This window comes from Streptomyces sp. NPDC101178 (assembly GCF_044767965.1).
Taxonomy (GTDB): Bacteria; Actinomycetota; Actinomycetes; order Streptomycetales; family Streptomycetaceae; genus Streptomyces.
The window spans coordinates 39,034-57,003 of sequence record NZ_JBIWOZ010000010.1 but is presented as its reverse complement, the minus strand read 5'-3'; the positions used below and the strand labels follow the sequence as shown (position 1 = coordinate 57,003).

Genomic DNA, 17,970 nt, shown 5'->3' with positions numbered 1-17,970 from the left:
CCGCCGGGCCTCATCCGAGGACGCCCCGGGCCGCTGACGAGGACGTCAGCGCAGGCGGGCCACGCGCCAGACGGCGAGGGCGACCAGTCCGGCACCTGTGGCGACGTACAGCGCGATCACACGCCAGTCGATGCGGTCGGCGGAGCCCCTGGCGGGCAGGCCGGGCCAGGTGTGGCCGACGCGGCGGGCCGCCATCATGCCCCAGCCGGCCGCACAGCAGCTGATCAGGAGCCCCAGCATGGCGACGACGGCACCGCCGTCACCGAACTCGAAGGCGAGCGGGAAGGCGAACATCAGGGAGCCGACGGCGGCCAGCGTGATGATGGGTGCGAGCTGCCAGATCCGCAGTCTGCGGGCGGGCCGCAGCTCGACCTCGACCTCCGGGGCCACGTCCTGCTCGTCGGGCCCGTCGGGACTCAGCCGCCCCGCGATCTCCCGCGGCGGCGGTACGTCGTACTGCTCCGTGTCGCGAGGGCCGGCCTCCATCGCCACGCGCCCTCCCTACTCGGACTCCACTGGTGGATCGATGCTCGATGATGGCACGATCACGGGTGCCGAATTGACTGCCTGAGCGTCCCGATGCCATCACGTGATCAGGCTGTGACCGCTCGTTCGATCAACGTCAGCGCCCGGTGCGGGAGTTCTTCCCGGTCAGCCTGTCCGCCGCCGAGCCAGTGGACGCGCGGGTCGCGGCGGAACCAGGAGTCCTGCCGGCGCGCGAAGCGCTTGGTGGCGCGCACGGTCTCGGCCCGCGCCTCCTCCTCGGTGCACTCCCCGGCAAGCGCCGCGAGGATCTGCTGGTAGCCGAGGGCCCGTGAGGCGGTGAGCCCGTCGCGCAGTCCGGACGCCTCCAGGGCACGCACCTCGTCCACGAGGCCCGCCCCCCACATCCGGTCGACGCGCACGGCGATGCGCTCGTCCAGTTCGGGGCGCTCGACGTCGACGCCGATCTGCACGGCGTCGTAGACCGGCTCGTCGCCCGGGAGGTTGGCGGTGAAGGGCTTGCCGGTGATCTCGATGACTTCGAGAGCGCGGACGATCCTGCGGCCGTTGCTCGCGAGGATGGACCGGGCGGCGTCGGGGTCGGCGGCGGCGAGCCGCTGGTGCAGGAAGCCGGAGCCGCGCTCGGCCAGCTCCGCTTCGAGGCGGGCGCGCACCCCGGGGTCCGTACCGGGGAACTCCAGGGCGTCGATGGCGCCCTTCACGTACAGTCCGGAGCCGCCCACGAGGATCGGTGTCCGGCCTTCGGCGAGCAGCCGGTCGATCTCCAGCCGGGCCAGGCGCTGGTACTCGGCGACGCTGGCGGCCTCGGTGACGTCCCAGATGTCCAGCAGGTGGTGCGGGACGCCCGCACGCTCGGCGGGTGTCATCTTCGCCGTACCGATGTCCATGCCCCGGTAGAGCTGCATGGAGTCGGCGTTGACCACCTCGCCGCCGAGTTCCCGGGCGAGGAGGACCCCCAGATCGGATTTTCCGGCCGCGGTGGGGCCGACGACGGTGATGACACGGGGGGCTGAAGCGGGACGGTTCACCGGGACAGTCTCCCAAATCCCCGGGGGGCTCCCGCCACACCGCCGAAAGCGTGGAAGGGCATCAGGGAAACGCTAAAGGGCGAGTAAAATCGGCAGGAAGGGACAGGTGACGGACAATGGGAGAGGGAGAACGCTCCCGCAGACCGTCCTCACTGCACGGAAGGTGACCCAATGGGGTTCCTGGACAACCTGAAGGCCAAGCTTGGCCCGGCCAAGGAGAAGGTCGGCGACCTCGCGCAGCAGCACGGGGGCAAGATCGAGCAGGGTCTCGACAAGGCCGCGCGCACGGTCGACCAGAAGACCAAGGGCAAGTACAGCGACAAGATCGACACGGGTACGCGCAAGGCCAAGGAGGCCGTGGACAAGCTGGGCCAGAAGGACGGCGGCACCCCCGGCGGGCACGGCACGCCCGGTACGCCCGGCGCCCATGGCACACCCGGCGGCGCCCCTGGTGCTCCGGGTACGCCCGGCACTCCTGGCACGACCCCGCCTCCTCCCCCGCCCGCCCACTGAGCAGGCGGCGGCAAGGCCACCGACGGCGGCACCGGAGGACTCCGGTGCCGCCGTCGGTGCGTTCGGGTCAGGACCAGGCGGCGACGGTGTAGCCGACCCCGTAGGGCGCGTCCTCGTACAGCAGCCGGCCTGCGAGGCCCGCTCCCCGCGCGGCACCGCTGAGCAGCTGCCAGGGCGCCCGGCCGGCCACCTTGAGTTCGTACGCGAGTGTCTCGTCCAGCGCGTCGAGTGCGGCCAGGTCAGCGGAGCCCAGCGCCTCGGTCGCCCGCGCGTCGAAGGCCTCGGCCCGCTCGTCCAGGTAGCCGGGCGCCTTGAGCGTGCGGCAGGCACTGCCGTCGCCCATCACCAGGAGCGCGACGCGTTCGGCGCGGGCGGCCAGCTCCTGTCCGGTCCGGGCGCACACGGCGGCGGGGCCGCGCCCGTCGACCGCGAGCCCTTCGACCGGTGCGCCGGTCCAGCGGGCCCGGTCCAGGAGCCAGGCGCCGACGGCGAGCGAGTCCGCGAGCGCCGGCCCCGGTGCGGCCGGGTCCGGTGCGCCGAGGGTGACGTCCAGGGCGACGCCGAAGCCGCGGAAGGAGCCGTGTCCGCCCGCCGGGTACTCCCGGCCGTCCCCCGGCCCCACGACCACGAGCAGATCGGGACGGGAGGCGGCGAGCACTCCCACAGCGTCGAGGCACGCGGCCCGCGCGGTGTCGAGTTCGGGCGCGGCCCCGGCGGCGACCTCGGGCACCAGGAGCGGCGGACAGGGGCACACGGCGGCGGCGACAAGCATGCCGGTCAGGGTACTTGCCGTGCTCGTAACCCCTCGTACGGACCGGGACGCCGACCTCCTCGCACCGGCCGGGGCGGGGAACCCCCCTTACGGGCCGGGGCGCGGACCCTCCCCGTACGGACCTGTCGCCCAGAGCCCGCCGCCCGGAGCCGTCAGCCGATCCCGCAGGCCGGGGCCGCGGCGGCCGGGAGCGGGGCCGGGGCCCCGATCGACGGCAGGCCGAGCATCACTCCGGCCGGCTTGGCGGCGGCCGCCGTGGTGCGCTTCTCCCAGGCGTCGCCCGCCCGGGTGGCCCGTACGGCGAGCGGGGTGCCCTCGGCGAGCAGGTGGTGCGGTGCGGCGTAGGTGATCTCGACGGTCACCACGTCGCCGGGGCGCACGTCCTGGTCCGGCTTGGTGAAGTGGACCAGGCGGTTGTCGGGGGCGCGGCCGGAGAGGCGGTGGGTGGCGCCGTCCTTGCGGCCCTCGCCCTCGGCGACCATGACCTCCAGGGTGCGGCCGACCTGTTTCTTGTTCTCGTCCCAGGAGATCTGCTCCTGGAGGGCGGACAGGCGCATGTACCGCTCCTGCACGACCTCCTTGGGGATCTGGCCGTCCATGTCGGCGGCCGGGGTCCCGGGGCGCTTGGAGTACTGGAAGGTGAACGCGTTGGCGAAACGCGCCTCGCGGACCGCGTGCATCGTCTGCTCGAAGTCCTCCTCGGTCTCGCCGGGGAAGCCCACGATGATGTCGGTGGAGATGGCGGCGTCCGGCATCGCGGCGCGCACCTTCTCGATGATGCCGAGGAAGCGCTCCTGGCGGTAGGAGCGACGCATCGCCTTGAGGACGCGGTCCGAGCCGGACTGCATCGGCATGTGGAGCTGCGGCATCACGTTGGGCGTCTCGGCCATGGCGGCGATGACGTCGTCGGTGAAGTCGCGCGGGTGCGGCGAGGTGAAGCGGACGCGCTCCAGGCCCTCGATCGTCCCGCAGGCGCGCAGCAGCTTGGAGAAGGCCTCGCGGTCGCCGATGTCGGAGCCGTACGCGTTGACGTTCTGGCCGAGCAGGGTGATCTCGGACACGCCTTCGGCGACCAGGGCCTCGATCTCGGCCAGGATGTCGCCGGTGCGGCGGTCCTTCTCCTTGCCGCGCAGGGCCGGGACGATGCAGAAGGTGCAGGTGTTGTTGCAGCCGACGGAGATGGAGACCCACGCGGCGTAGGCGGACTCGCGGCGGGTGGGGAGCGTGGAGGGGAAGGCCTCCAGGGATTCGGCGATCTCGATCTGCGCCTCCTCCTGGATGCGGGCGCGCTCCAGCAGCACGGGCAGCTTGCCGATGTTGTGCGTACCGAAGACGACGTCCACCCAGGGGGCGCGCTTGACGATGGTGTCGCGGTCCTTCTGGGCCAGGCAGCCGCCGACGGCGATCTGCATCCCGGGGCGCGTGGTCTTCATCGGGGCGAGCCGGCCGAGGTTCCCGTAGAGCTTGTTGTCGGCGTTCTCGCGCACCGCGCAGGTGTTGAAGACGACGACGTCCGCGTCGCCGTCGGCGCCCTCGGGAGCGCGTACGTAACCGGCGTCCTCCAGGAGGCCCGACAACCGTTCGGAGTCGTGGACGTTCATCTGGCACCCGTAGGTGCGCACCTCGTAGCTCTTCTGGACGTCCACTGCTTCTTCGCTCCGGTTGCCGCTGCTCATGTGACCAGGGTAGGCGGTGGGCGGGCGCGCCTTCGTCCCTGCCCGGCCGGGCCTGGTCACAGGGGCGGTGAGCTGGCAGGATCGCCCGCATGCTCCACGCTCTGTCCCGATTCGGCCGACGCCGCACCCTGCAGACGGGCGCCGTTCTCGCGGTCGTGCTCGGGCTGCTCGCGTGGTGGCTCCTGCCGCTGGGAGAACGGACCCCCAGTGGGTCGCTGACCTTCTCCACGGGGGTGCCGAGCGGCGTCTACCAGCGGTACGGAGAACGGCTGGAAGGCGCTCTTGCCAAGGACATGCCCGAGGTGTCGATAAAGCTCCTCACCAGTGAGGGCTCCCAGCAGAACCTCGCGCGGGTGGCGACAGGTGTGGCGGACTTCACCATCGCCACCGCCGACGCCGTGGCCACCTATGTACGCGACGGAAGGCCCGGCGCCCATCTGCTGCGCGGCTGTGTACGGCTCTACGACGACTACGTCCAGCTGGTCGTACCGCGCGACTCCGACATCGGCAGCGTCGCGGACCTGCGCGGCAAGCGGGTCGGCGTCGGCCAGGAGGGCTCCGGTGTGCGGCTGGTCGCCGACCGGCTGCTGAGCGCGGCGGGCGTCCATCCGAAGCAGGACGTGACGGCGGTGTCGGCGGGCATCGACACCATGCCGGACCGGCTGATCGCCGGTGGCCTCGACGCCTTCTTCTGGTCCGGCGGGCTCCCGACGGGAGCCGTGCAGGAGCTTTCGCAGCGGTTCGCGATCAAGCTGGTGCCGCTGGACGAGGCCCTGGTCAAGGAGTTGCAGTCGAACGGCGGCTCCGCCCGCTACTACCGGTCGGCCACGATCCCCGCCGACGCCTACCGCTTCGCCCAGCGCGGCACCTCGGTCGCCACCGTCGCCGTCGCCAATCTGCTCATCACCACGGACCGCACGGATCCGGCCATGACCGAGGCCTTCACCCGTACCGTGATCAACAGCCGGGACGGGATCGGCCGCGAGGTGCACGCGGCGCAGCTGGTGGATCTGCGGACGGCGATCTACACGGACCCGCTGGAGGTCCACGACGGCGCCAAGCGCTACTACCGCTCGGTCAAGCCCTGAGCCGTCTTCGCCGGCAGACGTGGCCCTCAGGGCGTGTGCGGCAGCTCGCGCGGCACGGAGACGGTGACCCGCAGCCCGTGCGGCTCATGGCTCTCGTACGTGATCGAGCCGCCGCCCGCCGCGAGCAGCACGCGGGAGATGGAGAGGCCGAGCCCGGACCCGTTCACGTTCTGGTGGCGGGTGGAGCGCCAGAAGCGGTCGCCGACGCGCTCCAGCTCCTGCTCGGTGAGGCCGGGCCCCCGGTCGGCGACCACGACGGTGGTCGCGGTGGTTCCGGCGGCCACCGTGACCCGTACGTCCTGTCCGGCAGGGGTGAACTTCAGGGCGTTGTCGATGACCGCGTCCAGCGCGCTGGAGAGCGCCACGGGGTCGGCCCAGGCGGTGGCGGCCGGGGCGCCGTCCTGGACGAGGCGCACGCCCTTCTCCTCCGCCATCGGGCGCCAGGAGGCGACGCGCTCGGCGGTGAGCGGGACGATGTCGGTCAGCTGGAGGTCCGCCTCTGCGTGTTCGGCCAGCGCCAGGTCGAGCAGATCGTCCAGGACCCGGGCCAGCCGCTTGCCCTCGGTGCGTACGGCGGCGATCTCCTCGTTGCCGTCGGGCAGCTCCAGGGCGAGGAGCTCGATGCGCAGGAGCAACGCGGCGAGCGGGTTGCGCAGCTGGTGCGAGGCGTCGGCGACGAAGGCGCGCTGCTGCTCCAGTACGTCCTCCACGTTGTCGGCCATCTCGTTGAAGGACCGGGCCAGCCGCCTCAGCTCCGGCGGTCCGCCCGAGGCGGCGACCCGGGAGCGCATGCGGCCGACGGCGATGTCGTGGGTGGCCGCGTCCAGGACCCGGACCGGCAGCAGCACCCAGCCGGTGAGCCGGACGGCGGCGCCCACCGCGACCAGCATGGCCAGGGCCTCGCCCAGGGCGATGAGGAGCCAGGTCCGCAAAATCCGGGAGCGCATCTCGTCGGTGGGCGAGTCGATGACGACCACGGCGACCACGTCGCCGTCGCGCACGACGGGCGAGGCGACGACGACCCGGCCGTCCTGCCAGGGCCAGACCTGCGGAGGGTCGTGCGAACGGCGGCCGAGCAGCGCCTCGTTGAAGGCGGTCCGCCCCTCTCCTTCGGCGGGCAGCATCCAGCCCTCCGGGGCCTTCGCCAGGGCCAGGTCGTTGCGGTAGAAGACGCCGGCCCGGATCCCGTACACCGAGGCGTAGACCTCCAGGTCGGTGGCGAGCGTCAGCCGGCGCTCGTCGTAGGCCGGGACGGTGTCGGTGATCGGCTGGGCGAGGGCGGCGAACCGGGCGGTGTCGTCGATCCGGTCGATGACCAGGCGCTGCTGCTCGGCGGCGGCCACGCTCACCGCGAGCGGGAAGCCGAGGGTGAGCAGGACGGCCGCCATGAGGGTGATGAGCAGCGGGAGGAGACGGGTGCGCACCGGGGAACGTACCGGCCGGTTACGCGGACGGCGCGACGAGCCGGTAGCCGACGCCCCGCACGGTCTCGATGAGGGCGGGCAGGCGCAGCTTGGAGCGGAGCGAGGCCACGTGCACCTCCAGGGTGCGCCCGGTCCCCTCCCAGCTGGTGCGCCAGACCTCGCTGATGATCTGCTCACGGCGGAAGACGACGCCGGGCCGCTGCGCGAGGAGGGCCAGCAGATCGAACTCCTTTCGGGTGAGCTGGACTTCGGTGCCGTCGATGCTGACGCGGCGGGTGGGCAGCTCGATCGCGACGGGGCCGAGGCGCAGAGCGGCGACGGGCGTCGGTGCGGTGTCCTCGCCGCTGGTGGCGCGCCGGGCGACCGCGTGGATACGGGCGAGCAGCTCACCGGTGTCGTACGGCTTGGTGACGTAGTCGTCGGCGCCGAGGTTGAGTCCGTGGATGCGCGAGCGCACGTCGGCACGGGCGGTCACCATGATCACCGGGGTGGCGGTGCGCTTGCGGATCTTGCCGCAGACCTCGTAGCCGTCCTGGTCGGGCAGGCCGAGGTCGAGCAGGATGACACCGAAGGGCTCCTTCTCCGCGGGCAGGAGCGCGCGCAGTGCCTCCTCGCCGTTGCGGGCGTGCACGACCTGGAACCCGTGCCGGGCGAGCACGGCGGACAGGGCCGCCGCGACATGGTCGTCGTCCTCGACGAGCAGCAGTCTCATGGCCCTCCTCTCCGTACGCCGGGTCTTCTGTCTCGCCGAGTCTTCCGCTCTGGCCGAAACACTCCGTTCAGCGGTGCTTCACGTTCATTTGCCGCACAGGGCATCCACTCCGATGACGGGTACGCCAGTCAAGGGGTTGCCGGTTACAGCAGGGTTTCCGTTATGCACCCGGTACGCCCGGGAGCCGCGCGTAGCGTCCCCTTCACACGGAGTGTCCGGTTGCCGCCGGATCGTTATGCTCAATTTCCGCTCAGATGTAATGACGCTGGTCGCACCGCGTCATTAGTGTCCTTGGAACCCGAGGAGGACGGAGCAAGAAGCCGATGAGCGGAGTTTCAGTGACCAAGGCCGCCGAGGAAGCCGCGCCCGCGGGCGACGACCTTGTCGTACTGAGCGACGTCAACAAGCACTTCGGCGCGCTGCATGTGCTCCAGGACATCGACCTGACCATCGCCCGTGGCGAGGTCGTGGTCGTCATCGGGCCCTCCGGGTCCGGGAAGTCCACGCTGTGCCGCACGATCAACCGCTTGGAGACGATCGATTCGGGTGCGATCTCGATCGACGGCAAGCCCCTGCCCCAGGAGGGCAAGGAGCTGGCGCGGCTGCGCGCCGACGTGGGCATGGTCTTCCAGTCGTTCAATCTCTTCGCGCACAAGACGGTGCTGGAGAACGTCATGCTGGGCCAGATCAAGGTCCGCAAGGCCGACAAGAAGGCCGCAGAGGAGAAGGCCCGGACCCTGCTCGACCGGGTCGGCGTCGGTGTGCAGGCGGACAAGTACCCGGCACAGCTCTCCGGTGGCCAGCAGCAACGCGTCGCGATCGCGCGGGCGTTGGCGATGGACCCGAAGGTCATGCTCTTCGACGAGCCCACGTCGGCTCTCGACCCGGAGATGATCAACGAGGTCCTCGAAGTCATGCAGCAGCTGGCCCGGGACGGGATGACGATGATCGTCGTCACCCACGAGATGGGCTTTGCCCGTTCGGCCGCCAACCGCGTGGTGTTCATGGCCGACGGAAAGATCGTCGAAGAGGCGACCCCCGAGCAGTTCTTCAGCAACCCGCGCAGCGACCGGGCCAAGGACTTCCTGTCGAAGATCCTTCACCACTGACGACCGTCGACAACGACCTACGGCATAAGGAAAACTCACATGAAGCTCCGCAAGTCGGCCGCCGTCGCGGCCATCGCCGTCCTCGCCCTGACCGCGACCGCGTGTGGTGGCAAGGAGGGCTCCGCCGGTGACAAACCGGGCGGCACCCAGCCCGGTTCCTCCGAGGCCCCCAAGCTCCCCACGTACGAGGTCGCCAAGGACGTCGCGCTGAACTCGCCGGTCTTCAAGAAGGCCAAGCAGCGCGGCAAGCTGATCATCGGCGCCAAGGCCGACCAGCCCTTCCTCGGCTTCGAGGACCAGTCGACCAAGGAGCGCTCCGGCTTCGACATCGAGCTCGCCCGGATGATCGCGGCGGACCTCGGCTTCTCGGAGGAGCAGATCGAGTGGAAGACGGTCGACTCCGGTGTCCGTGAGACGGCCATCTCCAAGAACCAGGTCGACTACTACGTCGGCACGTACACGATCAACGACGAGCGCAAGAAGCAGGTCGGCTTCGCCGGTCCGTACTACAAGGCGGGCGCGGACCTCCTGGTCCGCAAGGACGACGACTCCATCACCGGCAAGGAGTCGGTGAAGGGCAAGAAGGTCTGCTCGATCGTCGGTTCCACGCCGCTCCAGGAGATCAAGAAGCCGGAGTACGGCGCGAGCGTCGTCGAGCTGGCCAAGTACTCCGACTGCGTGCAGCAGCTGCTGACCAAGCAGGTCGACGCCGTCACCACGGACGACTCGATCCTCAAGGGCTACGCCGCCGCCAACTCCGGCAAGCTCAAGGTCGTCGGCAAGCCGTTCACCGACGAGCCCTACGGCGTCGGCCTGAACAAGGACGACAAGGTCCTGCGCGACGCGATCAGCGACTCGCTGGAGAACCGCGTCAAGGACGGCACGTACAAGAAGATCTACGAGGCCACGCTGGGCCTGTCCGGCTCGGACTACGTCGAGCCGCCGGCCCTCGAGCGCTACTGACGCCGTCCCCCGGCCGACGCCCCGTCACTGATGAACGTGTGACCCAGGCGTCCCGTACGCAGCCGCCGCTCCTGTGGGGCACGGCGGCGTACGGGGCGCCCCTTCCCCTGCCCTGATGCCGCTGCCCGCCGACGCGGAGACCTCATGAACGTACTGCTCGACAATTTCCCAGAGTTCCGCGACGGCTTCATAGGAACCGTGTCGATCACCGCCGTCAGCTCGGTTATCGCCCTGGTCCTCGGTGTCGTCATCGCCGGGTTCCGGGTCTCGCCGGTGCCACCGCTGCGGTTCTTCGGCACCGCCTGGGTGACGCTGATGCGCAACACGCCGCTGACGCTGCTCTTCCTGATCTTCTTCTTCGTCGTCCCGGAGATCCTCTTCCCGGGGATGAGCCCCTTCGTGCTCGGCTCGCTGGCGCTCGGCTTCTACACCTCCGCGTTCGTCTGCGAGGCGGTCCGCTCCGGTATCAACACCGTGCCGCTGGGCCAGGCCGAGGCCGCGCGCTCGATCGGCATGACGTTCTCCCAGACCCTGAGCATCGTGGTGCTCCCGCAGGCGACGCGTACCGTCATCCCCCCGCTGAGCAGCATCTTCATCGCACTCACCAAGAACTCCGCGATCGCCGGTGCCTTCAGCGTCGCCGAGCTCTTCGGCTGGCAGAAGCTGATGAGCGACAAGGGTTACGACATCGTCCCCGTCTTCATCTGGGTGGCCCTCGGCTACCTGGTGGTCACCTTTACCATCAGCGGCCTCTTCCGGCTGCTGGAGCGTCGCATGGAGGTCGCCCGATGAGCGCCAGCGTTCTCTACGACGCCCCGGGCCCCAAGGCTCTCGTCCGCAACCGGATCTACGCCGTCGTCGGCACCCTCGCCATCGCGGCCCTGATCGCCGTCAGCCTGATGCGCCTCGCCGACAAGGGCCACCTGGCCCCGGCGATGTGGGACATCTTCAACTACGCGGGCATCCGGCAGAACATCGCCGACGCCCTCGTCGCCACCCTCAAGGCCTTCGGCCTGGCGGCGGTCGGCTCGCTCGTCCTCGGCGTACTGCTCGCGGTGGGCCGCCTCTCCGACCACAAGCCGGTCCGCTGGGCGGCGACCACCTTCATCGAGCTGTTCCGCTCGCTCCCGCTGCTGATCACGATCTACGCCATCTGGGTCGGCTTCCTCACGGACTACTCGATGTGGGCGCTGGCGGCGGGCCTGTCCATCTACAACGGCTGCGTCCAGGCCGAGGTGCTGCGCGCCGGCGTCAACGCCGTCCCGCGGGGGCAGAGCGAGGCCGCGTACGCGCTCGGCATGCGCAAGACGCAGGTCATGGTCACCGTGCTGATGCCGCAGGCCGTCCGGTCGATGCTGCCGACGATCATCAGCCAGCTCGTGGTGACCCTCAAGGACACCTCGCTCGGCTTCATCATCCTGTACCCGGAGCTGCTCCAGACCGCGCGTCTGATCGCCTCCAACACACAGGTGAACGGCCAGTACCCGTACGTCTCGACGATCGCCGTCATCGGCACGATCTACATCGTGCTCTGTCTGCTGCTCTCGTCGCTGGCGACCTGGATCGAGAAGCGCGGCCGCCGCGCCAAGACCGGCATCGCGGTGGCGCCGGCCGTCCAGGCCCCCGGAACCATCGACGCGACGGCCGGCACGTTCGGCCCGGATGCGGGGGGCGCAGGGGGCGCGGGCGCCGGTATCGACGGTGCCGGTGGGGCCGGAGTGTCGAAGGACTGACCCTCACCGGTCTCTCCCGGCGGAAGCATTCGAGGCAGCGGCGCACGCGTCGCTGCCTCGGTCACTTGACGCAAGCACCACCAATGGGTTGCATACGTTCTGTGATCACGCACCCGGCTACCTCTGCCGCATTTCGCACGACCGTACGGGTCGGAGGGCACGCACCGTGGACCCGGTGATCGTCGTCGGCGCCGGACCCGTCGGTCTGACGCTGTCGCTGGCCCTCGCCGCCCAAGGCGTCCCGTGCGTGCTCCTGGACGAGGGGCCGGGTCCGGAGGAAGTACGTCTCGCCCGCACGGTCGTGCTGCGTGAGGACACCGCCGACCTGGTGCAGCGCCTCGGCGCCGCCGACCTGGAGAAGGACGGACTGCGGTGGAGCGGGTGGCGCTCCTTGCGCCGGAAGCAGCTGATCCGCGACGTACCGCTGGGCACCGACGACGACGGTACGGAGGAGGCTCCGCCGCCCTCCCCTCTGCACATCCCGCAGCACGCGCTGGCCTCCGCCCTGCGCACGGCCGTCGAAGCGGCGCCGCTGGTGAACCTGGTGGAACTCAGCCGCCTCGACACCCTGGAGCAGGACCGCGACGGCGTCACCGTGCACACCAAAGGGCCCGGTTCGACCTGGTGGCGCGGCAGCTATCTGGTCGGCTGCGACGGCGCCCGGTCGACCGTACGCAAGCTCCTGGACATCAGGTTTCCCGGTCGTACGGCGGTGGAGCGGCACGCCGTCGCCGCGCTCCGGGCCGAACTGCCCTGGCCCGGTGAGGCCGTGCTGCACCGGCAGCCGCCGTGGCGCAACGGAGGCGCCGAGGTCTGCGCGCGGCCACTGCCGGGCGGGGTCTGGCGGCTGGACTGGCTGCTGCCGCCGCGCGGCGAACTGGTCACCCCGGACGCCCTGATCGCCCGGATCCGGGACACCCTGGCCGGCTGGTGCGGCGAGACCCCGCCGTACGAGCTGCTCGACACCGGCGTCCACACGCTCCACCACCGCCTGGCCCGGCGTTGGCGGGTGCGGCGGGCCTTCCTGGCGGGCGACGCGGCGCACCTGCTGGGAGCGCTCGGGACGCAGGGGCTGGACGAGGGGATCCGCGACGCCGAAAACCTGGCCTGGAAGCTCGCCCACGCCTGGCACCACGGCGGCGCCGACCCGTTGCTCGACAGCTACCAGGCCGAACGCCGGGCCGCCGTGGCCGCCCGGCTGCGCGCCGCCGACCAGTCCCTGCCGATACTGCGGGGCGGCGGCGGGCTGCGGACGCTGGTCCCGGGCGCGGTCCGGGGCCACGACACGCTGCTCGCCGACGGCCACCTGGGCCGTGGAGCCCTCGGTGCGCCCCCTTCGTACTCGCACTCCCCCCTTGCACCGCCGCACGCCGAGGCGCACACCGCGGTGGGTACGCCCCCCGGTGCGCCGGTCGCCGATGTACGGGTGACGGCACCGGACGGGACCGCCGTACGGCTGCGCGAGCGGCTCGGGCGGGGCCACCCGCTGGTGATCCTGGTGGCGCCCGGCACCGGGGTGTGGGACCGGCGGCACTGGCTGACCGCCGGGATCATGCCGCGCCTGGTGGAGGCCGTGGAGGCGCTGCCGTCCACGGCGGAACTGCTGGTCACGGAGAGCTATCCGGGCGCGTCGGCGCACACCGTTCTGCTGGTGCGGCCCGACGGTCACCTGGTGGCCGCCTTCGCCGGCGTACGGCCTGCGGAACTGTTCGCGGCGGCGCGGGCGGCGCTGGGCGGGGCGCCGGAGGCATCGGGCCGTCCCGGTTCTCCCGAGGAGGGCGAGGACGGCGACGAGAAGCCGCAGGCGGCGCGCGCTCCGGGGCCTCGCGAGCGGGTTCACGCCGATCGGACCGCCAGGATCAATTGACCGTCATGGGCGCGCGTGGTGTACTCCAGATCATGACCGACACCGATGTGCGCCTGTGGCGGAGGGTCCATATGGACCTGCTCCTTTACGCGGGCTGCGTGTGTCGCCCGTCCTGCTGAATCGCCTTCCCCTGCCGGTCCGTGCCGCTCTCCGCACGGCCGGGATCTCACGCGAACTCTCAGGACGGTCCCTGTGTCTTCCCCTTCCTCCGCCGTGCCCACGGCCGCCGCCTCCGTACCCTCTCCCGCCACCGCGGTGGCTTCCGCTCCCGCCGTCTCCGCGCGGGTCGGCTCGGCCCGCTCCGCCTCCTCGGGCCCCACGGTCGCGGAGCTGCTCGACTTCGTACGCCGCACCGCCGAGGACACGGCGCTCATCGCCTCCCTCCCGCTGGATCCGGAGGGCCGCACCTGGGTGCGGCTGGACGGTCCCGGCGGCAGCGAGGCGTGGCTGATCGGCTGGCCGCCGGGGACCGGGACGGGCTGGCACGACCACGCCGACTCGGTCGGCGCCTTCACCACCGCGTCCGGCACCCTCAAGGAGCACTCGCTCGCCGTGCGGCTGCCCACCGACGGCTGGAAGACCCTGGAGCTGAACGAAGGGGTGGACCGCTCACGGGAGCTGGCGGCCGGTCAGGGCCGGGCCTTCGGGCAGAACCACGTGCACGAGGTCCTCAACGAGTCCGACGGCGTGCACGCCGTATCCGTCCACGCGTACTACCCGCCGCTGCCACGGATCCGCCGGTTCAGTCGGACCGGTGCCGTGCTCCGGCTGGAGCAGACCGAGAGCCCGGAGGACTGGCAGTGAGCGGCGACGAGAGCGGCGGGGCGGAGCGCGTGGACGCCGGGGAACAGGTGGTCTCCACGGAACGGGCGGTCTCCACGGAACAGGTGGTCTCCACGGAACAGGTCGGCATCGATGAGCTGCTGGAGCGGGTCCGGGCCGGTTACGAGCGGATCGGCCCGCACGAGGCTGCCGCGGCGGCGACGGACGGGGCACTGCTGGTGGACATCCGGTACGCGGAGCTCAGGGAGCGGGACGGGCTCATCCCCGGCGCGCTGGTCGTGGAGCGCAACGAACTGGAGTGGCGGCTCGACCCGCAGGGCAGCCACCGCGCCGCCGAGGCGGTGAGCCACGACCTCACGGTGGTCGTCATCTGCAACGAGGGGTACGCGTCCAGCCTCGCGGTGGCTTCGCTGCGGCAGCTCGGGCTGCACCGGACCACCGACCTGATCGGCGGCTTCCAGGCCTGGCGCGCGGCGGGCCTTCCGGTGTCCCCGGGCGCCGACGGCGGCTGATGCAGGGCCGGTGAGGGAGGGGGCGGCCACCGGCGTGACGTGGCCGCCCCCTCCCTCACTCGTGCCCATGGCTCATTTCTGAGCGGGACACCGAGCGGGACACACCCGAACGCCACACTCCGGTAGAGCGATCGCCGTACGCGACCGACATTCACCTCATACAGAGGCGAAATGTACGGAGATGGCGTACTTATGGCGATTCCTGCTCTCACCCCCGACCAGCTCGACGCCCAGGCCTCCCAGTTGTACGACACACAGGCGTGGCAGAGGATCGTCTCGGGGTGGGAGCACACTGCCCCCGAGCCCGTGGCGTCCCCGCCGGACCGTACGGAACCGGCCCGCGCTCAGCTCCCGGCGGCGGCTCACCCGCGGCCCCCGGCCGAGGCACCGGGCCATCCATCCGACTGGCGGAGCCTGCTGTCCATCCCCGTCGACCGGCTCATCGAAGACACGCTGCGGGCACTGCCGGCGGCGGCTCCGGCCGAGCGCGCCCTCCCCGGCCGGCTGGGTGCGGTCCTGCCCGATCGCGTCCACGCCTGGCGACGGGTCGGCCAGACCGATGTGCGGCCCTCCGTCCACCTCGGCTACGCCCGGCAGATCCTCGCCGAGTGGGGCTGGCAGAACACCCCGTACCGGCTGCGCAACGCCCGTGGGGCCCGCTGCGTCTGTGGCGCGCTGCTCACCGCGCACCGGCTCGGCTACGGCTCCACCGCCACCGTGGACCGAGCCGGCGCCTGGCTGATCACCGAGCTCCGCTCCCAGGGCTGGCCCGGCCTGATCGGCCCGTGGAACCGCGCACCGGGCCGCACCGCGACGGATGCGCTGGCCCTCGTAGACGCGGCCGCCCGCCGCGCGGCGGCAGCCGGACACTGACCACCGCCGACCTCGGCACGACGACAGATCCCGACGACAGATCCTGTCCCGCCCCGCCCCTCAGAACGGCTCGTCCAGACCCTCCGTGTCCTCGCCCTCCTCCTCCAGCGCCTGGCGCACCACCCGCAGGGCCATGCCCTCCCCGTACCCCTTGCGGGCGAGCATGCCGGCAAGGCGGCGCAGTCGTTTGTCGCGGTCCAGGCCGCGGGTGGAGCGGAGCTTGCGGGCCACCAGCTCCCGGGCCGTCTCCTCCTCCTGGTCCGCGTCGAGCTGCCCGACCGCCTCGTCGATCACCGACGGCTCGACGCCCTTCGTCCGCAGCTCACGGACGAGGGCGCGGCGGGCGAGGCCCCGGCCGTGGTGCCGGGACTCGACCCACGCCCCGGCGAAGGCCGCGTCGTCGATCAGCCCGACGTCCTCGAAGCGTGCGAGGACCTCCTCGGCCGCCTCGTCCGGGATCTCCCGCTTACGCAGGGCGTCCGCCAGCTGCTTGCGCGTGCGCGGCGTCCCGGTGAGCAGGCGCAGACAGATGTTGCGCGCCTGCTCGACCGGATCGCGCGGCTCCCTCTTGTCCCGCCGGTCGCGCGGCTCCCCCTGCTCGGCCCTCGACGAGGAGGGGGAACCGCTGCTTCTGGTGGTGGAGCGGGCACGGCGGCCCGCCCCTTCGCCGAACCCGCCGTCCGTCTCCGCTCCCCCGCGTGAGCGGCGCCCGGACCGCGCCCCGCGACCGGTCCCCGGCTCGTAGCCGGACCCGTCGGTGGGCCCGTCGACGAATTCGGGGCCGCCGGGGCCGTCTCCGGGCTCCGCCGGGCTGCCCGGCCACTCCGTACGACGTGTCACGGCCTAGCTCTTGGCCGCCGCGGTCTTGGCCGGCTTCGCCTTGGTGGCCGAAGCGGTCACCGGCTTCGCCGCACCGTCCGCCGCCGCTCCCGTGGTCGCGGCTCCTTCCGCTGCCGGCTCGGCGGACTCGGCCTCCGGCCGGACCCCGACACCCAGCTTCTCCAGGATCTTCTTCTCGATCTCGTTGGCGAGGTCGGGGTTGTCCTTGAGGAAGTTGCGGGCGTTCTCCTTGCCCTGGCCGAGCTGGTCGCCCTCGTACGTGTACCAGGCGCCGGCCTTGCGGACGAAGCCGTGCTCCACGCCCATGTCGATCAGCCCGCCCTCGCGGCTGATGCCCTGGCCGTAGAGGATGTCGAACTCGGCCTGCTTGAAGGGCGGCGCGACCTTGTTCTTGACGACCTTGACGCGGGTGCGGTTGCCGACGGCGTCGGTGCCGTCCTTGAGCGTCTCGATCCGGCGGATGTCGAGCCGCACCGAGGCGTAGAACTTCAGCGCCCGTCCACCGGTCGTGGTCTCCGGCGAGCCGAACATCACGCCGATCTTCTCGCGGAGCTGGTTGATGAAGATCGCCGTGGTCTTGGACTGGTTGAGCGCACTGGTGATCTTACGGAGGGCCTGGCTCATCAGACGGGCCTGGAGACCCACGTGCGAGTCACCCATCTCGCCCTCGATCTCCGCACGGGGCACCAGGGCCGCGACGGAGTCGATGACGATCAGGTCCAGCGCGCCGGAGCGGACCAGCATGTCGACGATCTCAAGGGCCTGCTCACCGTTGTCCGGCTGGGACAGGATGAGGCTGTCGATGTCGACGCCGAGCTTCTTGGCGTACTCCGGGTCCAGCGCGTGCTCGGCGTCGATGAACGCCACCGAGCCGCCGAGCCTCTGCGCGTTCGCCACGGCGTGCAGCGTCAGCGTCGTCTTACCGGAGGACTCCGGTCCGTACACCTCCACCACGCGGCCGCGCGGCAGGCCGCCGACGCCGAGCGCGACGTCGAGGGCGGTCGATCCCGTGGGGATGACCTCGATGGGCTCGTTGGGCCGCTCACCGAGGCGCATCACCGCGCCCTTGCCGAACTGTCGTTCAATCTGTGCGAGTGCGGCGTCCAGCGCCTTCTCGCGGTCGGTTCCTGCCATGGGTTCCACCCGATTTGCTTGAGTCGATCGCTTCACGTCAAAGACGCTAACCCCTGCCACTGACAATGGGCCTCGACGTCCTCCCGGCCTGTGGACAACTCCACGGTCGGGCCCGGAAAAACCCGGCCGAAATCCATGAGAATGGATGTTCGATTTTGGTGTCAAGCGCACCACGCGGGGCCGGGCGGCCGGAGAGGCGGGGCCCGGCCGGGCCGGAACGCCGCCGGAACGGTTGGGTACACCTACGCATTGTTCGACCTGCCCCCAGGGCTCGATTCTTCCTGAGGCGGCGGTGGCTCCGCCCCTCGTACATCCGCCGGCCCCCCAAGATCGGCATCCGCCGTACGAGGTCGACGTCGCATTCGTCCGGAGCCTCCGCCGCGCCCCTTCCTTCGCCCGTGCCCGGTGTTCGCCGTGCGCGGGCCCAGCCGGGACCGGA

The 17,970-nt window shown here is 71.3% G+C and carries 18 protein-coding genes; 10 read left to right on the top strand and 8 right to left on the bottom strand.

All coding sequences use genetic code 11. The features are described from left to right. Positions 1–45 precede the first annotated feature (45 nt). The gene (locus ACIRR8_RS26770; protein ID WP_404069744.1) at positions 46–486 is read right to left on the bottom strand and encodes a hypothetical protein; all 441 of its coding nucleotides are present in this window, start codon (positions 484–486) and stop codon (positions 46–48) included. Between the two features lie 107 nt (positions 487–593). Further along, positions 594–1,532 carry a tRNA (adenosine(37)-N6)-dimethylallyltransferase MiaA gene (gene miaA, locus ACIRR8_RS26765; protein ID WP_404069538.1) on the bottom strand — a complete coding sequence of 313 codons (939 nt, stop codon included), beginning with the start codon at positions 1,530–1,532 and terminating at the stop codon, positions 594–596. 171 nt (positions 1,533–1,703) lie between these two features. Between miaA and ACIRR8_RS26760 the strand changes: the two genes are divergently transcribed. After that, positions 1,704–2,045 carry an antitoxin gene (locus ACIRR8_RS26760; RefSeq protein WP_404069536.1) on the top strand — a complete coding sequence of 114 codons (342 nt, stop codon included), beginning with the start codon at positions 1,704–1,706 and terminating at the stop codon, positions 2,043–2,045. Between the two features lie 67 nt (positions 2,046–2,112). On the opposite strand, the gene ACIRR8_RS26755 is transcribed toward ACIRR8_RS26760, so the two are convergent. Next, a complete protein-coding gene (locus ACIRR8_RS26755; protein ID WP_404069534.1) occupies positions 2,113–2,817 on the bottom strand; it encodes a class III extradiol dioxygenase subunit B-like domain-containing protein in 705 nt (234 codons plus the stop codon). Positions 2,818–2,969: 152 nt separating this feature from the next. Further along, entirely contained in the window at positions 2,970–4,493 is a 1,524-nt protein-coding gene (gene miaB, locus ACIRR8_RS26750; protein WP_404069532.1) for a tRNA (N6-isopentenyl adenosine(37)-C2)-methylthiotransferase MiaB, read from the bottom strand. Between the two features lie 89 nt (positions 4,494–4,582). Here miaB and ACIRR8_RS26745 point away from each other — a divergent pair, with 89 nt between their 5' ends. Continuing rightward, positions 4,583–5,581: a TAXI family TRAP transporter solute-binding subunit gene (locus ACIRR8_RS26745; RefSeq protein ID WP_404069530.1), complete on the top strand. Its 999-nt coding sequence runs from the start codon at positions 4,583–4,585 to the stop codon at positions 5,579–5,581. A 26-nt stretch (positions 5,582–5,607) separates the two neighbouring features. Here ACIRR8_RS26745 and ACIRR8_RS26740 read toward each other — a convergent pair whose 3' ends face one another. Next, a complete protein-coding gene (locus ACIRR8_RS26740; protein ID WP_404069528.1) occupies positions 5,608–7,005 on the bottom strand; it encodes an ATP-binding protein in 1,398 nt (465 codons plus the stop codon). Between the two features lie 19 nt (positions 7,006–7,024). Continuing rightward, positions 7,025–7,717, bottom strand: coding sequence for a response regulator transcription factor (locus ACIRR8_RS26735; protein WP_404069526.1), 693 nt, complete (start codon positions 7,715–7,717; stop codon positions 7,025–7,027). 323 nt (positions 7,718–8,040) lie between these two features. Here ACIRR8_RS26735 and ACIRR8_RS26730 point away from each other — a divergent pair, with 323 nt between their 5' ends. The 8 genes from ACIRR8_RS26730 (at position 8,041) to ACIRR8_RS26695 (ending at position 15,557) form a co-directional block, all read left to right on the top strand. Continuing rightward, a complete protein-coding gene (locus ACIRR8_RS26730; RefSeq protein ID WP_404069524.1) occupies positions 8,041–8,826 on the top strand; it encodes an amino acid ABC transporter ATP-binding protein in 786 nt (261 codons plus the stop codon). Between the two features lie 39 nt (positions 8,827–8,865). Then, positions 8,866–9,789, top strand: a complete 924-nt coding sequence (locus ACIRR8_RS26725; RefSeq protein WP_404069522.1) for a glutamate ABC transporter substrate-binding protein — start codon at positions 8,866–8,868, stop codon at positions 9,787–9,789. A gap of 144 nt (positions 9,790–9,933) precedes the next feature. Further along, positions 9,934–10,581 (top strand): amino acid ABC transporter permease, encoded by a 648-nt coding sequence (locus ACIRR8_RS26720; RefSeq protein ID WP_404069520.1) that lies wholly within the window; start codon positions 9,934–9,936, stop codon positions 10,579–10,581. Then, positions 10,578–11,522 (top strand): amino acid ABC transporter permease, encoded by a 945-nt coding sequence (locus ACIRR8_RS26715; protein WP_404069518.1) that lies wholly within the window; start codon positions 10,578–10,580, stop codon positions 11,520–11,522. The genes ACIRR8_RS26720 and ACIRR8_RS26715 overlap by 4 nt, the downstream gene beginning before the upstream one ends. Positions 11,523–11,688: 166 nt before the next feature. Then, positions 11,689–13,389, top strand: coding sequence for an FAD-dependent monooxygenase (locus ACIRR8_RS26710; RefSeq protein WP_404069516.1), 1,701 nt, complete (start codon positions 11,689–11,691; stop codon positions 13,387–13,389). A gap of 192 nt (positions 13,390–13,581) precedes the next feature. Then, the gene (locus ACIRR8_RS26705) at positions 13,582–14,193 is read left to right on the top strand and encodes a cysteine dioxygenase (RefSeq protein ID WP_404069514.1); all 612 of its coding nucleotides are present in this window, start codon (positions 13,582–13,584) and stop codon (positions 14,191–14,193) included. 47 nt (positions 14,194–14,240) lie between these two features. Beyond that, positions 14,241–14,684, top strand: coding sequence for a rhodanese-like domain-containing protein (locus ACIRR8_RS26700; RefSeq protein ID WP_404069743.1), 444 nt, complete (start codon positions 14,241–14,243; stop codon positions 14,682–14,684). 192 nt (positions 14,685–14,876) lie between these two features. Next, positions 14,877–15,557, top strand: coding sequence for a hypothetical protein (locus tag ACIRR8_RS26695; protein ID WP_404069512.1), 681 nt, complete (start codon positions 14,877–14,879; stop codon positions 15,555–15,557). A gap of 60 nt (positions 15,558–15,617) precedes the next feature. Here the strand turns inward: ACIRR8_RS26695 and recX are convergent, their stop codons facing one another. After that, complete coding sequence (recX, locus tag ACIRR8_RS26690; protein ID WP_404069510.1) at positions 15,618–16,397, bottom strand: recombination regulator RecX; 780 nt, start codon at positions 16,395–16,397, stop codon at positions 15,618–15,620. 3 nt (positions 16,398–16,400) lie between these two features. Beyond that, entirely contained in the window at positions 16,401–17,531 is a 1,131-nt protein-coding gene (gene recA / locus ACIRR8_RS26685; RefSeq protein WP_404069508.1) for a recombinase RecA, read from the bottom strand. Positions 17,532–17,970: the final 439 nt, after the last annotated feature.